The organism is Microcoleus sp. B3-A4, from assembly GCF_036705385.1.
In the GTDB taxonomy this organism is placed as follows: domain Bacteria; phylum Cyanobacteriota; class Cyanobacteriia; order Cyanobacteriales; family Microcoleaceae; genus Microcoleus.
Genome location: NZ_JAUBUI010000046.1, coordinates 17,854 through 33,432, shown reverse-complemented (window position 1 = coordinate 33,432; position 15,579 = coordinate 17,854). Strand labels below are relative to the sequence as shown.

12 protein-coding genes are annotated in these 15,579 nt (G+C 46.4%); 6 read left to right on the top strand and 6 right to left on the bottom strand.

The features are described 5' to 3' along the window. Positions 1-22: 22 nt before the first annotated feature. Entirely contained in the window at positions 23-532 is a 510-nt protein-coding gene (locus QUB33_RS18440) for a phycobiliprotein lyase (protein WP_333352271.1), read from the bottom strand. A 695-nt stretch (positions 533-1,227) separates the two neighbouring features. On the opposite strand from QUB33_RS18440, the gene QUB33_RS18435 reads away from it, so the two are divergent. Beyond that, the gene (locus QUB33_RS18435; protein WP_333352297.1) at positions 1,228-3,471 is read left to right on the top strand and encodes a beta-propeller domain-containing protein; all 2,244 of its coding nucleotides are present in this window, start codon (positions 1,228-1,230) and stop codon (positions 3,469-3,471) included. 90 nt (positions 3,472-3,561) lie between these two features. Here the strand turns inward: QUB33_RS18435 and QUB33_RS18430 are convergent, their stop codons facing one another. From QUB33_RS18430 to QUB33_RS18420, 3 genes are all read right to left on the bottom strand, one after another. Then, a complete protein-coding gene (locus QUB33_RS18430; protein WP_333352268.1) occupies positions 3,562-3,780 on the bottom strand; it encodes a hypothetical protein in 219 nt (72 codons plus the stop codon). A 66-nt stretch (positions 3,781-3,846) separates the two neighbouring features. Next, positions 3,847-5,256, bottom strand: a complete 1,410-nt coding sequence (locus QUB33_RS18425) for a heterodisulfide reductase-related iron-sulfur binding cluster (protein WP_333352264.1) — start codon at positions 5,254-5,256, stop codon at positions 3,847-3,849. A gap of 292 nt (positions 5,257-5,548) precedes the next feature. Then, positions 5,549-6,964: an FAD-binding oxidoreductase gene (locus QUB33_RS18420; RefSeq protein WP_333352261.1), complete on the bottom strand. Its 1,416-nt coding sequence runs from the start codon at positions 6,962-6,964 to the stop codon at positions 5,549-5,551. Positions 6,965-7,061: 97 nt separating this feature from the next. Between QUB33_RS18420 and QUB33_RS18415 the strand changes: the two genes are divergently transcribed. The 3 genes from QUB33_RS18415 to QUB33_RS18405 all read left to right on the top strand — a co-directional run bounded on the left by QUB33_RS18415 (position 7,062) and on the right by QUB33_RS18405 (position 10,509). Further along, positions 7,062-8,525: an ATPase domain-containing protein gene (locus QUB33_RS18415; protein ID WP_333352257.1), complete on the top strand. Its 1,464-nt coding sequence runs from the start codon at positions 7,062-7,064 to the stop codon at positions 8,523-8,525. 455 nt (positions 8,526-8,980) lie between these two features. Next, complete coding sequence (locus tag QUB33_RS18410; protein WP_333215812.1) at positions 8,981-9,352, top strand: response regulator; 372 nt, start codon at positions 8,981-8,983, stop codon at positions 9,350-9,352. After that, entirely contained in the window at positions 9,349-10,509 is a 1,161-nt protein-coding gene (locus QUB33_RS18405) for an ATP-binding protein (protein ID WP_333352254.1), read from the top strand. The genes QUB33_RS18410 and QUB33_RS18405 overlap by 4 nt, the downstream gene beginning before the upstream one ends. 77 nt (positions 10,510-10,586) lie before the next feature. Here the strand turns inward: QUB33_RS18405 and QUB33_RS18400 are convergent, their stop codons facing one another. Together QUB33_RS18400 and QUB33_RS18395 are read right to left on the bottom strand one after the other, a co-directional pair. Next, complete coding sequence (locus QUB33_RS18400; RefSeq protein WP_333352251.1) at positions 10,587-12,110, bottom strand: MFS transporter; 1,524 nt, start codon at positions 12,108-12,110, stop codon at positions 10,587-10,589. A 362-nt stretch (positions 12,111-12,472) separates the two neighbouring features. Continuing rightward, entirely contained in the window at positions 12,473-13,453 is a 981-nt protein-coding gene (locus QUB33_RS18395; RefSeq protein ID WP_333352247.1) for a DALR anticodon-binding domain-containing protein, read from the bottom strand. A gap of 355 nt (positions 13,454-13,808) precedes the next feature. Here QUB33_RS18395 and QUB33_RS18390 point away from each other — a divergent pair, with 355 nt between their 5' ends. Both QUB33_RS18390 and QUB33_RS18385 read left to right on the top strand, forming a co-directional pair. Then, positions 13,809-14,648 carry a Crp/Fnr family transcriptional regulator gene (locus tag QUB33_RS18390; protein WP_445299535.1) on the top strand — a complete coding sequence of 280 codons (840 nt, stop codon included), beginning with the start codon at positions 13,809-13,811 and terminating at the stop codon, positions 14,646-14,648. After that, complete coding sequence (locus QUB33_RS18385; protein ID WP_333352244.1) at positions 14,545-15,441, top strand: HAD-IB family phosphatase; 897 nt, start codon at positions 14,545-14,547, stop codon at positions 15,439-15,441. Before QUB33_RS18390 ends, QUB33_RS18385 begins: the two co-directional genes overlap by 104 nt. Positions 15,442-15,579: the final 138 nt, after the last annotated feature.

Sequence of the window (15,579 nt, the reverse complement as noted above, 5' to 3'; positions counted from 1 at the left end):
ATTACATAGTTGTTTGTGAGAGTTAAGTTGTCGGACTTCCTCCCATCCGAATTTCCGAACAAAAAGAAGCTTGTTCAGTACCGTTAGCTTGCTTAACAACGCTAGTCCGCAACCGCAGATTGGGCATGAGATACCACAGCCTTTCTTCGGCATGAAGGGTGTCTGATTCTGTAATCAATGTCAGCACGTCGTCGCCCATCACGTAGCGGCCGTTACCCTTGTCTTGCAACACTTTGCCTTCGCTGGGATTGTCGGGATTTGGTACGATCGCTAGTATGGTAGAACCGATTTGTTTAGCTTTGTCGCGATCGGGAATACCGTCCCAACTAATCCGAACGCTGGTTAGCCCAGTTGAAGCCGGGTTAATCGAGTGTTGTTGGCAAAGTTTGACCACTGCTGCATCGCTAGCTGTCAGTATTTCTATTTTGAGGTCGGATTTACCTGCCTGCAATTCCCCAGAATTGAGATTGTGTACGGTACGCTGAGAAAACCATTTACCTGCACTTAACTCGAAAAACTCGATAACATCCATGAAATTTGTCTCTAAAGTCAATACTGCTTTATTTGCGATCGTGACTTGCGCGCTATGGAGTCAGAAACCCGGTTTCTTCCTACGTACCTAGCGGTCAAACCAATGATTTTGTTTAGAAATCCGGTTTAAGAGTGCAAGTCCTTTTCTATATTTTAGAGGAAGGGCGCGCACCTGCAAAGCTTTCTGAGAGCTTTGGGCGAAACAGGTTGCAGATGCCGTTGAGGTACAAAACCCAACCAGGGGGACATCTGCCTCGCTGATGCGGCCTAGTTGACACAAAATTAGAGCATCCGCCATCATATTTCGTTATAAAAAGTCTTTTTCGCACTTTAAATAGGATTGCGATACCTAAAATTTTTGAGTTTTGACAGTGTTGATTGAGCGACCATCACCGCCCAAAGACTAGCTATGTTAAGAAAAACAACGATATAAGTGAGCTTGTGTCTATAGATCGGTAAATTGGGCGTTGCTGAGTTGAATTATGTTGGCGACGATTTATTGTAATCGCACTGCTTGAAAATTCTCAAAGCAGACTCGGACTAAAAAACAAGCAATTCATCGAACCATCACCAAACCGAGGACAGCAAGCCCATAGCACAGAGCATTCAAATATGTCATGCTAAGTCTAAGAGAAAAGATTCTCGATCGGCTTTTCGGTAGGGTGCAGCTAGCGATCGCATACATTTAAAAAACACATCCGTAAATTTATGACCGAGTTTACACAAGGGCTGGATAAAATGCAGCCCGCAGAACAGACCCACTACCTGGGAATCCTGCCAAGTCAGCTAGCAGCGACTTCAGACTACGAAAAATTATACAGCTTACTAACAGATTACAATTTTATTAAAGCCAAGCTGTCAGCATCGGGAGTACAGGCGCTAATAGAAGATTACGATTTAGCAACAAGTCCCAATATTATTATCTCAGACCCAAAAGCCGACCAACTCAGATTAATCCAAGAAGCAATTCGGCTGTCTGCCCACATTCTAGCCACAGATAAAACCCAACTAGCTACCCAACTAATAGCCCGCTTGATGTGCTTTGAAAGTCCTGAAATTCAAGCACTGCTAGCACAGGCACAACACCAAACATCCCCCTGGCTGCGACCGCTAACGCCCAGCTTTACTCCTCCCGGCGGGAGATTATTGCGTACCCTCACCGGACATACAGACTGGGTACAAGCTGTAGCAATCACCCCCGACGGCAAGCGGGCAATTTCTGCCTCCTCCGACCACACTCTCAAAATTTGGCACTTAGAAACAGGAGAAGAACTTTCCACCCTCAAAGGTCATCTTACCTACGTCAATGCTGTAGCTGTCACCCCCGACGGCACTAAAGTAATTTCCGGTTCTTGGGACAATACGATTAAAATTTGGGATTTAGAAACTGGACAAGAAATATTTACTTTTGCCGGCGATACTTTTGCCGTAGAAGCAGTAGCAGTAACTCCCGACGGCAAGCGAGTAATTTCAGGTTCTTGGGATGGCAGTATTAAAGTTTGGGATTTGACAAGCAGGGAAATAATTTTTAACTTCAAAGGTCACAGCAGTTTTGTCCAGTGCGTAGCAGTAACTCCTGATAGCAAACGGTTGATTTCCGGGTCAGGCGACAATAGCATGAAAGTCTGGAACCTACAAACCGGAAAAGAACTTTTTACTCTCACGGGTCATGAAGACTGGGTAAAAAGTGTAGCAGTTACTCCCGACGGCGAACAAATAATTTCCGGCAGTTACGACGGAACTGTTCAAGTCTGGAGTTTGTCAGAAAGAAAGCAACTTTTCACTTTAGGAAAACACAGCAGTTTCGTTCAAGCTGTGGCGGTCAGTCCCAACGGCAAACGGGTAATTTCGGCTGCCGGCGACAAAACGCTGAAAGTTTGGAATCTAGAAACAAAAGAAGAACTTTTCACTTTTACCAATCACATTGCCCCAGTGAATGCTGTGGCTGTTACCCCCGACGGCCAGCGGATAGTTTCTGGTTCCTCTGACAAAACTCTCAAAGTTTGGCACTTAGAAAGAGGCAAAGAAAATTTATCATTTGCAGGTCACGATGACTGGGTAAATGCTGTAGCAGTGACGGCGGACGGTACGAAAGCGATTTCCGGTTCAGGAGACAACAGCATTAAAGTCTGGAATCTCAAAAACGGACAGGAAATTTTTACTATTTCGGGACATCAAGATTGGGTAAAAGCGATCGCAATAACACCGGATAGCAAGCGAGTAGTTTCGGGTTCCGGCGACAAGACTGTGAAAGTTTGGAATCTAGAAACCGGAAAGGAAATCTTTACTTTCACTGGTCATACAGACTGGGTAAATTCTGTGGCAGTGACAGCAGACGGAACGATGGCGATTTCCGGTTCGGCCGACAAAACTATTAAAGTTTGGAATCTAGAAACAGGAGAGGAACTTTTTACTTTTTCCGGTCATGAGGACGCGATAAAAGCTGTGGCAGTTACTCCCGACAGCAAGCGGATTATTTCGGCATCCGGCGACAAAACTCTGAAAGTTTGGAGTTTGGGGAAAGAAAAGAACATTTTGGCAAATTTCTGGAATTTAGCCGTCAAAAATCTACTTTTCACTCTCAAAGGTCATGAGAGTTTTGTGAATGCTGTGGCAGTGACGGCCGATGGCAAATGGGCGATTTCGGGGGGGCGGGAACACAATTTGAAAGTTTGGGATTTGTCAAGTAGAAAAGAAGTTTTTACTTTGGCAGGTCATGCTGAGGCGGTAACATCTGTGGCGACTATGGGAACAAAGGCAATTTCTGTTTCGGACGATAATTCTCTCAAAGTTTGGGATTTGTTAAGTCGAGAAGTAATTGCTAGTTTCAGGGGAGATAGTGCTTTGAAAGCTTGCGCTACTGCACCTGATGGGGTGACAATCGTAGTGGCGGAAGCTTCGGGACAGGTGCATTTTTTGAGGTTAGAAGAGGGGAAATAGTCATTGTGGCGATCGCATTTTTGTTTTCTCAAAAGCCCGATCGCCCGTTAGCGAAGCCCTCGAAGAGGATCGCTCTTTTCCCCATCTAGTTTACAATTGTTCCGGGTCAATTCCCATAGATCGCAGTCTTTCTGCCAGTACAGCAGCCCGCTGTTGGGCTTGTTGTGCCCGATATTGGGCTTGTTCCAAGCTACGAGAAACCTCCTCGTAACTTGTAAACAGTTCGCCGTCAGGGCGATAAATTTGCAACTCTTCACCCGACGCTCCTCTGTGGAACAGGCGCCCCGCCTGTGAATTCCTGCAATTCATTAAAAAAAAATCTCATTCACAAAAGAGCGCATCGAAAATAGGGCGGACACCGCCCGCCCTAGAAAACTACTTCCTCAGCAACTTCACCCCGCGAATCGAATAATCCAAAAGCTCAATTGGGTGCATCAAAGTAACTTCCTTTCCCTGCAACTCCAAATGCTTCTTAATTTGCAAAGAACAACCCGGATTAGAAGAAGCAATCAACTCCGCCCCAGTATTCAGCAAATTCTCAACCTTTTGCACTCCCAATTCATCAGCAATCTCCGGCTGAAGCATATTGTAAACCCCCGCACTCCCGCAGCACAAAGCCGCATCCACAGGTTCTTTTAACTTCACCCCCGGAATTTGTTGCAACAACTGACGCGGCTGCAAACTAATCTTTTGCCCGTGCAACAAATGACACGCATCCTGATAAACAATTGTCAAATCTCCCTCAATCAAAGGATTGAGTTTCGCGGTAATTCCCGCACTGGCCAAAAACTCTTGCACGTCCTTAACATTAGCAGCAAATTTCTCAGCTTTCTCTCGATAATCAGGGTCATCTGCTAAAATATGACCGTATTCTTTCAAAGTATGGCCGCAGCCAGCAGCGTTGATAATCACAAAATCAACACCCGTATTTTCAAAGCTATCAATCATTTGTCTCGCCAAAGCTTTCGCCTGTTCCGCTTGGCCTTGGTGTTCCGGCAAAGCAGCACAGCATCCCTGACTTTTAGGAACCACCACCTCGCAACCGTTAGCCGTTAAAACTCGCACTGTAGCTTCATTAACTGGCGAAAATAACAGCCGCTGCACGCAGCCTAAAATCACGCCGACTCGATAGCGTTTCTCCCCTTGTGCCGGAATTACCTCTGGTAAATTATCCCGGAAAGAATCGACAGTAACTTTCGGCAAAATTGATTCCATCGCCGCCAAGCGGGGAAAGACTTTTTTCAGCAAACCTGTTTTGCGGACAAGTTTTGGCAGTCCTAATTTTTGATAAATAAACAGCGGTACAAGTAAAGGTCGCAATCTGTGAGGATAAGGGAAGAGATTAAAAATCAGAGTGCGAATTACATTGTCGGAAAAAGTGCGTTCCTGATTTCTGGCAACTTGGTGGCGAGTTGCAGAAATTAATTTGTCGTATTGAACTCCAGAAGGGCAAGTTGTAACGCAGGCCAAACAGCCCAAACAAGTATCGAAATGCTGTGACGTTGCTTCGTTTAAAGGTGCCTCACCTTCGTTAATTGCATCCATTAAATAAATGCGGCCTCTGGGGGAATCCATTTCTTTGCCGAGTACGCGATAACTCGGACAAGTTGACAAGCAAAATCCGCAGTGTACGCAAGTATCGATTAATTTCGGGTCGGGCGGATTGTTGGGGTCGAAACCTGGGACTTCGAGGGTTTGTAAGTGGGGATTTTGTGCTAAAAAATTGCTTTCTTTGGCAGGTTTTAAATCGTCGCTGGGAACTGGAGATTTTTCTGAAGTTTGCATATATGACAGAAAGAAAGAACAAGGAAAAAGTAATAAAGCCTTAGTTATCTAGGAGAGAAGTTAGAAGCAAGCGACCGCTTATGTTTTAGCAATTAAGAACATCCTAAACGTCGGGCGCGGTTGCTATTCATAGCCAACCTAAATCCGTCAAACAAACAAACACTGCTCTTCATTTCTATTCCTTCGCGGTCTAGCGCTAAGGCGCCTTCGCGGTTCGTTAAAAAACAAATCTGGTTCACCAATAATTCCGACTCGGAATAAAAAACCTGAACTGCGGACTATAAAGTTTAAACTAAATACCGCTTATAAAACGATGTGGACTCAAAATATTTTCCGGGTCAAACTGCTGTTTAATCCGGCGCATTAAATCGATCGCACTTCCAGTATAGCCCCAAACATCTAACTCTTGCTTGATGTCGGTCGGCGCTGCTAAAACAGTCAGAAAACCGCCTTTCGCTTCGCACCCCCTGCGTACCTGCAACAGCGTTGCCGCAGTCGCAGCCTCAAACCGCAAAACCCCCAAACCGCTGCCTGCATGAATCAAAGCGTCCTGTACCGGCAATTCGTTAATTGCCGTTACAGCTTCCGACGGTCTGATTCCTATTTTGCAAATAATTGCCGACTTTGTGCCAGAATCCCACATTGTTTCTGGCAATCTTTGCCATAACTGATGCTCATCATTTTCGCCGCAGCTAGTGCCTTGCAAACCCAACTTTTCGCCAACTTCCAGTAAGCGAGCTGATTGTTGTTTAACACTTTCTGCGATACTTTGAAATCTAACGATTAATCCCGTGCCCTTTCCTAAGCCTAATTTTGCGACTAATTCCGGTGACAGCAAATCGATCGCACTTGGTGTCAAAGCAGAGGATAATAAGATTTGAGCCGTTTGGGACAAAGCATTAATTTCCCCTGTCAGCACTACGGTTCCCGATGATTCAGGGAGGGGATAAACTCGGAAAGTTACTTGAGAAATGACGCCCAAGGTACCGTAAGCACCGGTCAACAGTTTCATCAAGTCGTAGCCGGCGACATTTTTAACAACTCGACCTCCGGCTACCGCAATTTTACCGTCCGATCGCACAAACGTAATTCCCAACAGCAAATCGCGAATCCCCCGATAGCGATGCCGCAAGGAACCCGCATCAGCAGTAGCGACAATGCCACCCAAGGTTGCCTCTTGCGGATAGGCTGGGTCGATCGGCAAAAATTGACCTGCTGCTGCTAAAATTTGCTGCAAATCGGCAAACTTCATTCCCGCTTCCGCAGTCACGGTTAAATCGCCCACAGCGTGTTCTACAAGCCGATTCAGACGCGAAGTGCTGACAGCCACAAGCCCCGCTGCATCAGGAGATACCTTTAAATCCCCCTTCAAAAGACCCACTTTGACAACATCTTGCTCCCCCCTTTTTAAGGGGGGCTGGGGGGGATCGGAGTCTAATTTAACTAAACCACCCCAATCAAGTTTGCTGCCACTGCCACAAGGCAAGACTGCACAGCGATGTTGCTGTGCCCAAGCAATGACAGCCGCCAATTCTTCCTGAGTATTCGGATAAAGGGTACAATCTATTTTCGTGTCGGGGGCAACTGCTTTTTCTACCCGTTCTTGCCAAAATGGCTCTGTATCTTGCCAGCGACAGATGCCAGCAGCCCCGACAATACTTTCTAATTCTTGTATGCTTACGTAATTTTCGGTAGAAAAAGATTTCATGAAGGTTATCAGACGCCCGGTAAAAAAAATTATCAAAACACTGCCTAAAACCATTAAATATTAATACGGGCCCGATATTCAAAACATGAAAAAACAAATGTCTCAAAACCGAATTTCTATGGGAATTACCGGTCTCAACGAAGTGATTGGCGGCGGCCTAATTTCTCAACGCTCTTATCTGGTGCGCGGCGGCCCGGGTACTGGCAAGACTACACTGGGCTTTCACTTTTTGGCAGCAGGTGTGGCTGTGGGAGAAACGCCCCTCTTTATTACTTTAGGAGAACCGGAAGCGCAATTGCGGGCCAATGCCGCAAGTCTCGGTTTTGATATTGAAGCGATGGCGTTCCTCGATTTGAGCCCATCGTCAGAATTTTTTACAGAAGTTCAGACTTATGACATTTTCTCGCCCTCGGAGGTTGAGCGAGAACCGACTACACAAAAGATTATTGAGCGAGTCCAAGCTGTCAAGCCACAACGGGTGTTTTTGGACGCAATTACTCAATTTCGCTATTTAGCTGCGGATGAGTTTCAGTTTCGCAAGCAAGTTCTGTCTTTTCTGCGGTTTTTGGTGGAAGGGGGGGCGACGGTGGTGTTTACCTCCGAAGGCACCTCAAGTGCTCCCGATGACGATTTGCAATTCATCAGCGACGGAGTAATTTATTTAGAACTGCGCCCTGAAGGACGCACCCTGTCTGTCACCAAGCTGCGAGGCTCCAACTTCCGCAGCGGCCGCCATTCGCTCCGCCTGAGTCAGACTGGTATGGAGGTATTTCCGCGACTGCTTCCGGACAACTTTCAACAGGATTTTGTTGCTGAAACGATTTCTGCTGGGGTTCCAGAAATCGACGAACTACTGCACGGGGGACTGGAACGGGGGACTGTGACGGTGATTAGCGGGCCTAGCGGCGTTGGTAAAACGACGGTGGGGATTCAGTTTATGAAGGAAGCCGCAGGAAGGGGGGAGCGATCGGTAGTTTACATTTTTGAGGAGTCAACTTCTACTCTGCTGCAGCGCTGCGAATCAGTTAACATTCCGGTTGGGGCGATGATGGGGCAAGGAAGTCTTTCCGTGATACCTGTGGAACCTTTGCTGTACTCGCCGGATCAGTTTGCCTGTATGGTACGCCAGGAGGTGGAGCAGGAAAAGACGCGGATTGTGATGCTTGACAGTATTTCTGGCTATCAGCTTTCGATGCAGGGGCAAGATTTGGTAAACAATTTGCACGCTTTGTGCAAGTATCTGAAGAATATGGGAGTCACCGTTATCTTGATTAATGAGGTAGAAGCCATTAGCGGAGATTTTCGGCTGACCGAGATCGGGATTAGCTATTTGGCGGATAATCTTCTGTTTATACGCTATCTGGAACGCCAACTGCATAATAGGACAGAAATCCGCAAGGCGATCGGAGTAATTAAAAAACGAGTCAGCAATTTTGAGAGAACTCTGCGAGAACTTGAGATTACTCGCTACGGCATCAAAGTCAGCAAACCGATAGCGGGGCTGCGTGGCATCTTGAGTTCGGCGCCGGTGTGGATTGAGGGGGGAGCGGATGAAGATTGAATCGGGGTTTGTAGTGTTGTTTTTGGGCAAGTGCAGCTAATTTTGCAGTCGTGAATCTACTAATGAGTAGGGGGCGCACCGCGCACCTCACCACTAGCTGTAGGGGGCGCACCGCGCACCTTACCACTAGCCTAAGCCCTGGAAAACTTAAATATATTGGTAATTTTGTGTATTTTTCGACTTTTATCGTAGTGTAGTTTTCAATTCTATAAAATACAGTAGGGGCCCAGGGCACGCGGCCGTGTCCTGTGTCAGATCATCGGTAGTTCACGTAAGTGAAAACCGATGTAATCCCTCGCCGAAAAGTAAGCTAATACCAGATAAAAAAAGAAGCCAACTTTAGGCCACCTCCCAACCCATATATAATCAGTCACTCGCCATTGTAAAATCTAAAATCTAAAATCTAAAATCTAAAATCTAAAATGGTATAACCCGTATTCACAGGAAGCTGATAAATGACTGGCAACTCAATAATTTTAGCCGTAGACCGCAATCAGCGAAACTTGGAACTATTAGCACAATTTCTCAATAAAGAAGGATACCAGATGATCGCGGCTTATAACTTTGAAGATGTTGCACAAGCTATCAGTCAGCCTGCTAGGATCGGGATGGCTTTAGTAGATATTTCTGGTTTCGACCGCCGGATTTGGGAGTGCTGCGAACAACTGCGAAATCACCAAATCCCTTTTTTGATACTCTCGCCCAAACAAAGCGCTGCTATTCAGCACGAAAGCCTCTGCCACGGTGCTCGGAATATGTTGGTAAAACCTTTGATCGTTAGAGATTTGCTGGGAATTGTTCACAGCTTGCTAGGAGAACCTGCGTGAGTCAAATTTTATTGCTTGTCGAACAGAAAGAAAATCGCCGCCTGTTGTTAGAATGGCTAGCTGTTTACTATGAGGTATTGCTGCCACACTCAACAGAAAATAGTGAGGATTTTTTACCATTTAATCAATCTTTTGACCTGGCGATAATTGACGGTATTTCGCTGAAACGCCACTGGCAATGGGTGGCAGCCCAAAAACAGGCAGAACACCCGGTATGCTTGCCTTTTCTTTTGATTACATCCCGCTCGGATGTAGGGATGGCAACGCAATTTATTTGGCAAAGTATTGACGATTTGATTATCGCTCCGATCGAGAAGATTGAATTGCAAGCGCGGGTGGAGATTTTGCTGCGCTCGCGCCAGTTGTCTTTAACTCTTAAATTGTCTCACGACCAACTCGATCGCACTCTGCAAACAGCCCAAGAACTCAACGAGATGAAAACATCTTTGCTGTACATGATTGCCCACGACGTTCGCAATCCTTTGAATTTCATCATCGGCACTACACAACTTCTTACCAAGTACAAGTTGACATTAACAGAGGAGAAAACACAAGAACTCTTAGACAAAACTCAAGCAGCCGCCAAAGGTATCGATCAGTTATTAGACGATGTTCTGCTGCTGGGCCGTGTTGAGTCAGGACAAGCCGGGTTTTGCTTGGTACCGCTAGACTTAGCAAAGTTTTGTAATGAGTTGGTAGGGGAATTTCAGAGCAGCCTGAAGTTGAAACCTCCAAGCGATCCGGTGACGCTGATTTTTGTGAATCACAGTCAATCGGCGATGGTGTCTTTGGAAGTAAGCTTGCTCCGGCGCATTCTGGGCAATTTGCTGTCAAATGCTATTAAGTATTCTCCCCCAAATACCGAAGTAATCTTTGAATTAAAAGTTACTGAAACCGAGGCTATCTTTTCTGTACAGGATACAGGAATTGGCATACCTGTAGCAGACCAAGGACGGCTGTTTGATTCATTTTACCGCGCTAAAAATGTCGGTCGAATTCCCGGTACTGGACTGGGGCTGAGCATTGTTAAAAAATGCGTTGACTTGCACGGTGGCCAAATTACTTTGATCAGTGAAGAAGGCGTCGGCAGTACATTTACCGTAACGCTGCCGATCGCAAAACCTGGAAAAAATCAAATCTCGCCTGCAACGCCTTAAACTAGATGCAGGGATTATGCGAAAATTTACACACTATGCAGTTGTCTGAGCTAAGGCGCGCCTTTTGTGCCGTACAATCAATCAACTGTTGAAGACCGATCGCCTGAGCTTTCAGGCGGAGAGCCCAACTGTTCAACTATTAATGGTTGAAACCTGATGTCTCCAGGTTCAATCGCCACTCTTCTCCACCAAGCGGGCAACAAAAGCAGCCAAAACTTACCCAAAGACACAGAACGCTGCTCGCCAACAAAAACCAAGGGCAGGATAGCCGCCAGTCGTAAGACGGCTGAGAGGGCAAACACCCCTGGCAAGCCACCGAGATTGGTCAAAGTGGCGATAAAGCCACCAAGGGTGATTCCCATTGCCCCAGTGACACCAGGAACCGCCGCCGCGATCGCAAAGTAAAGGGACTGATTGCGTAGTGGTGTCACCGACATCATCAGATTACCACTGCACAGGTCGATCGCCGCCCATGTTGCACCGCCGATGATGTGCAACAGCGGGAACCAGACCCATATAAAAATTGGAGCCGTTCCAGCTTCTAGCCAGAGCACAGGGGTCAGAGCCACCAAGATTCCCACTACTATCATGATGGGGCGGTTCCCAACCCGGTCAGCCAGTTTGCCCCAAAAAACCAGCATCAGTAAGTTAGCACCCGCTCCTAAGCTGTTGTAGAGCGTTACCACGCTGACATCTATATTTATGTCATCGAGCAAGTAAAGGTTAAAGAAGGGAGCGCTGACGTTAACAGCAAAGCTCCATAGGCCAGAGTAAAGCAAAAACTTTAAAAAATTGGCTTCCTTGAGAAAGCTAAAAATTGCCCCTATGGATGATTTTTCGCCTATATCTGAATGCGTTACGTGTACAAGCTTTGGGTTCACATCGGTCATAAAGAACTGACAACCTAGACTGATGATGCCAAGCACAATTCCTAAAACCAAGATGGCACTGTAACCTTGGAGCCTTCCACCGGGCCAGTTCGATACCACGAGAGCCAGCAACGGCACACCAATGAGATTCGTCAAGCTCACAGCACTATTGCGAAAGCCAAAATACCGCCCGCGCAACCGCTGAGGTACTAAAACCGCCAACCAGCTCAAGAAGGAAGCACGACCTAAAGATTCTAAGACTTGAGTTACCCAGATGATTGCCAATGTCAACTGCACTACCTGATGTCCAGCGAGCTGAAATGAGCCTCCCAACCACATTGCTGGCACGAGAATCAGCCACAGCAGTCGCGACAGTCCGAAAATCCAGAGGGAATACCAGTGCCGGCTTTGCAGTCGGTCTCCTATATAAGCTCCCAACGGTTGGAGCAGATTTACCAGTTGAGGAATGGAGGCGAGCATACCAATTTCGACTGGGCCAGCCCCTAAATCCAGCAAGAAATTACTGAGCAACGCGCCGCCGATGATGCTGTAAAAAAGCGTAGCGAAGACACTCTCCAAAGTTAGTGCTCTGAGGCTTGACCGAGTTTCCGGTTTGGAAAGTTTTAGAGGCGGAGTGGTCAGAAGTACCGTCTCTGGTAAGGCTATATCCTCTTGGATTTCCTGAAGAGGGAGAGGACTCGTTCTGTAATCTTCTTCTTGTGTTTCGAGCATACTGGATAGCCAATAGATGAGCTGCTACGCAGCTTAATTGTATAATATAAGATTAAATATTTTAAGTAAGACAGCCCTAGATGCAAGCTAAAAATCACCTCTCTAAAAAGCCAAAAGAAAGATTACTTAAATAAATTAGGGAAAATAAGAATCCCCAAATTAGAGAATAATTATTAATAGCATTATTAAGAGTTAATCAATAAATAGCTAAGTTTTTATAAATTTTATATGCGACAGTAGGTTACTGGATTTTTCAGGGTGAACACGATAAAATAAAGAGCTTTTCCGATAAAAAAAGTCAAGGGAACTTTCGGAAAGCCACCTCTTGGTATGAATAAAGGTTGCTAAAAATGGGAACAAAATCAAAGTTCTAAAGGAGCAAGAGCGTTCAATAACTCTTCTAGGATAAATCGCAGCAAAGATTGAGTTGCTAATATTAAGCCCAAGCGAGATTGGGCGAGTTTGGGCTGTTCTATTTTAACTTTACCCCAAATTCGGCACTGGCTGTAAAAAATCTGAAATGCTTCGCTCAAACTATTGGCTAATTTGAAATAATTGATAGGTTTTTCGCGGTTCTTTACATCAAAAGTAGGATATAAATTGTCTAGCACTGTTAACAGTTGCGATATTAAACTGCGTTCTGCGGGATGCACTAACCGCAGTCGATCGCCCTCGTCAATCCAAGGGATAGGATTTGGATTCGCTAGGAACCAAATTTGCGGCGCTGTAGCCACGTCGGGCTGGGCGATCGAAATTATCCGATCGCGGTGGGCCATTCGCAGCAGGGAACAGCAGCGCGCGTGGCTGTACTGAATGGGAAACAGTCGATCGGCGCATACAGCAGAAGATAATATTTTAGATTCTGAAACTGGAAGGTTCGTTTGAGTTAAACGCTGCAACCAGACGGCTAAACCTGCATCAGTCAACTCCATCTCGATAATTCCCGCCGGCGCTACTTTAACGGCGAAATCCGGGTAGCACAGCGGTTGGAGTGTTTCGGCCAACTGTGCCGCGATTGTCTGCGGTGTCTGCTGCCAAGTTTTAGCCAATTTCAGGGCGATCGCAGACACGTACAGTACCCGCGCGCTATCTTTACTCCGATTTAACGGAAATATTGCACCATTCTCAATTACTTGTTTAGGAACAGGCAAGATGCCCGTTCCACAAGAAAATTCATCTCTTGTGAAATTGGCATCTTGCCCGTTCTTGAGAATGGTGCAATCTATGAGATTTAATGGAATTTCCCCTAGTGTCTCTTGCTGGGCGATCGCGCTTTGGAACTTGGAAAGCAAGAAACACTTCACTGTAACTTCCGGGCACTGCGAGATATTTGCTGTATCCATATCGACCGATCCTACGGTAACAGCGACGATCGACTGTTACCACTTGCACTGTTCTTGTACGTTAAACTGCTGATGTCAGAGATAGTCGATCGGCTCCCCCGGGCGGGGCTACATCGCATTAATGTGCTTTCTAGCGATTTGTTTGCTAACTATACAATAATTTACGACAAATTTTTTGCTGACCTCTACCCTTTTGATGTATTTTTTGCTACATTAAATTTTTAGGTAAAACACAGAAAAGTCAGCATAGTTAAGAAGCGTGCAAGCTCGATCGGGGGTTGGTTGTCTCACTTTGTATCGCACTGCTGGCAGAAGCTGTTTTTCTCACTATTAAATATATCCCAGAGCCTCACTTATGCAATCAACTTCCACACCTCTAGAGAGTATCGATCGACCTTTTATCACTTGGCAGCGAATAATCGACTGGGCCCAGGAACACTACCGCTGCCGGACTTTTAGCAAAGACGAGCGGATTCCCGCAAGACCCGGACTGCTGTATTTAGTCCAGAAAGGTTCTGTGCGACTCGTAGGTAGCGCTCAAGTTAGCGCTGCGGCGGGGAAGTCGAAATCCGTTGACAAAACTACAGAAGAAGCTTTTTTGGGCTTCGTCGGCGCCGGTCAGCCCTTTGAACTCGTTGCTCAGTCTCCGTTTACTCTCCAAGCTTACGCCCACGCCGATCAAACTCACGTAGTGTGGATGTACTGGCACGACTTGGATAATTGGCCTCACTTCCGCAGGGAAATTTTGGATGCGTTTCGCTACCAGCACCAGCGGAAACTTCTCTGGCTGAGCACTTTGGGACAGCGCCGGACGATCGACCGACTGTTGGGATTTCTCACTTTGTTGATCGAGGAGTTCGGCGAACCTTACGTAGGTGACGGCGAACCGGATGTGGTTCGGGGCTATCGGCTGCCTTGGGCCTTGACTCACGCTCAAATTGGCAGCGCCATCGGCTCAACGCGGGTGACGGTGACGAGGCTGATGGGTAAGTTGCGATCGAAAGGTTTGATTAATACTGAGGATGATAATTTAATCTGTTTGCCGGCTAAGTCTAACCCCCAAAAGACAAAAAACCAAAAGCAGGACGTAGATGATTCTCTGGATGATTCCCTGGATGATTCCTTGGATGATTCCTTGGATGATTCTCTGGAAGATTCCCTGGATGATGAAGATTCTCTCGAAGAATCTGCATAAAATCCTGCGGGAAATTGCCAACAAACAGCGGGTCACTATTAGTTTTGGGCAGCCGCGATCGATCGCTCGACAATGTACGATGAATTGTGTAAACTTTTCCCGTTCTCGAAAGGTGCGACTGACAATGACCGATGACAAGCAAAAATCTTCAATCCCGAAACATCAGCAACGGGTGGTATTCTGCGACTTTGACGGGACGATAACTGTTGAAGAAACTTTTGTGGCAATGCTCAAGCATTTCGCACCGGAACTGTCGTCTCAACTAATGCCTGAAATATACGCTAGAAGGCTGAGTTTGCGATCGGGAGTGCGGCAGTTATTAGAGTCTATTCCCTCGGAATGTTACGGGGAAATTGTGGAATTTTCGAGGGGAAGGCTGATGCGGCCGGGATTGTTGGAATTGCTGGATTTTTTGGACGACAAAAAGGTAGATTTTGCGATCGTGTCCGGCGGTCTTCGGATTATGGTAGAGACGGTAATGGGCGATTTGGTACACCGGGCGAGCGTTATTTACGCTGTGGATGTGGACGCTAGCGGCCCTCGGTTGCAAGTCAATTCTGAGTTGGAAGGAGATGAGGAATTGGTGGCTAAGGTGCGGGTGATGGCGCAGCACCCAGCCGAAGAACAGGTGGCGATCGGAGATTCGCTGACGGATTTTAATATGGCTTTGCAAGCTTCGTCGGTGTTTGCGCGCGATCGGCTTGCCGAGTATCTAGACGAACAGCAAAAGCCTTATACTAAATGGGATAATTTTTTTGATATCTTGGAAAGTTTGTCCCAGAAATGGAATTGAAATTACAGTAGGAATTGCGACAAAAAAATCGCACTATGCGGTATGTGTATTTAGTAAAATGCTGATGGCTCACCCTACGTTGAGAGCGATATGTATTGGTAAGCTTTGCACGGATTCCCCTACGTTTAGATAGGTCAC

Bases quoted from the DNA above. Each gene is read 5' to 3' on its own strand.
- QUB33_RS18425 (WP_333352264.1), bottom strand. From the start codon at position 5,256: ATGCAAACTTCAGAAAAATCTCCAGTTCCCAGCGACGATTTAAAACCT.
- QUB33_RS18415 (WP_333352257.1), top strand. From the start codon at position 7,062: ATGTCTCAAAACCGAATTTCTATGGGAATTACCGGTCTCAACGAAGTG.
- QUB33_RS18385 (WP_333352244.1), top strand. From the start codon at position 14,545: ATGATTCTCTGGATGATTCCCTGGATGATTCCTTGGATGATTCCTTGG.
- QUB33_RS18440 (WP_333352271.1), bottom strand. From the start codon at position 532: ATGGATGTTATCGAGTTTTTCGAGTTAAGTGCAGGTAAATGGTTTTCT.
- QUB33_RS18390 (WP_445299535.1), top strand. From the start codon at position 13,809: ATGCAATCAACTTCCACACCTCTAGAGAGTATCGATCGACCTTTTATC.
- QUB33_RS18420 (WP_333352261.1), bottom strand. From the start codon at position 6,964: ATGAAATCTTTTTCTACCGAAAATTACGTAAGCATACAAGAATTAGAA.
- QUB33_RS18395 (WP_333352247.1), bottom strand. From the start codon at position 13,453: ATGGATACAGCAAATATCTCGCAGTGCCCGGAAGTTACAGTGAAGTGT.
- QUB33_RS18400 (WP_333352251.1), bottom strand. From the start codon at position 12,110: ATGCTCGAAACACAAGAAGAAGATTACAGAACGAGTCCTCTCCCTCTT.
- QUB33_RS18410 (WP_333215812.1), top strand. From the start codon at position 8,981: ATGACTGGCAACTCAATAATTTTAGCCGTAGACCGCAATCAGCGAAAC.
- QUB33_RS18430 (WP_333352268.1), bottom strand. From the start codon at position 3,780: ATGAATTGCAGGAATTCACAGGCGGGGCGCCTGTTCCACAGAGGAGCG.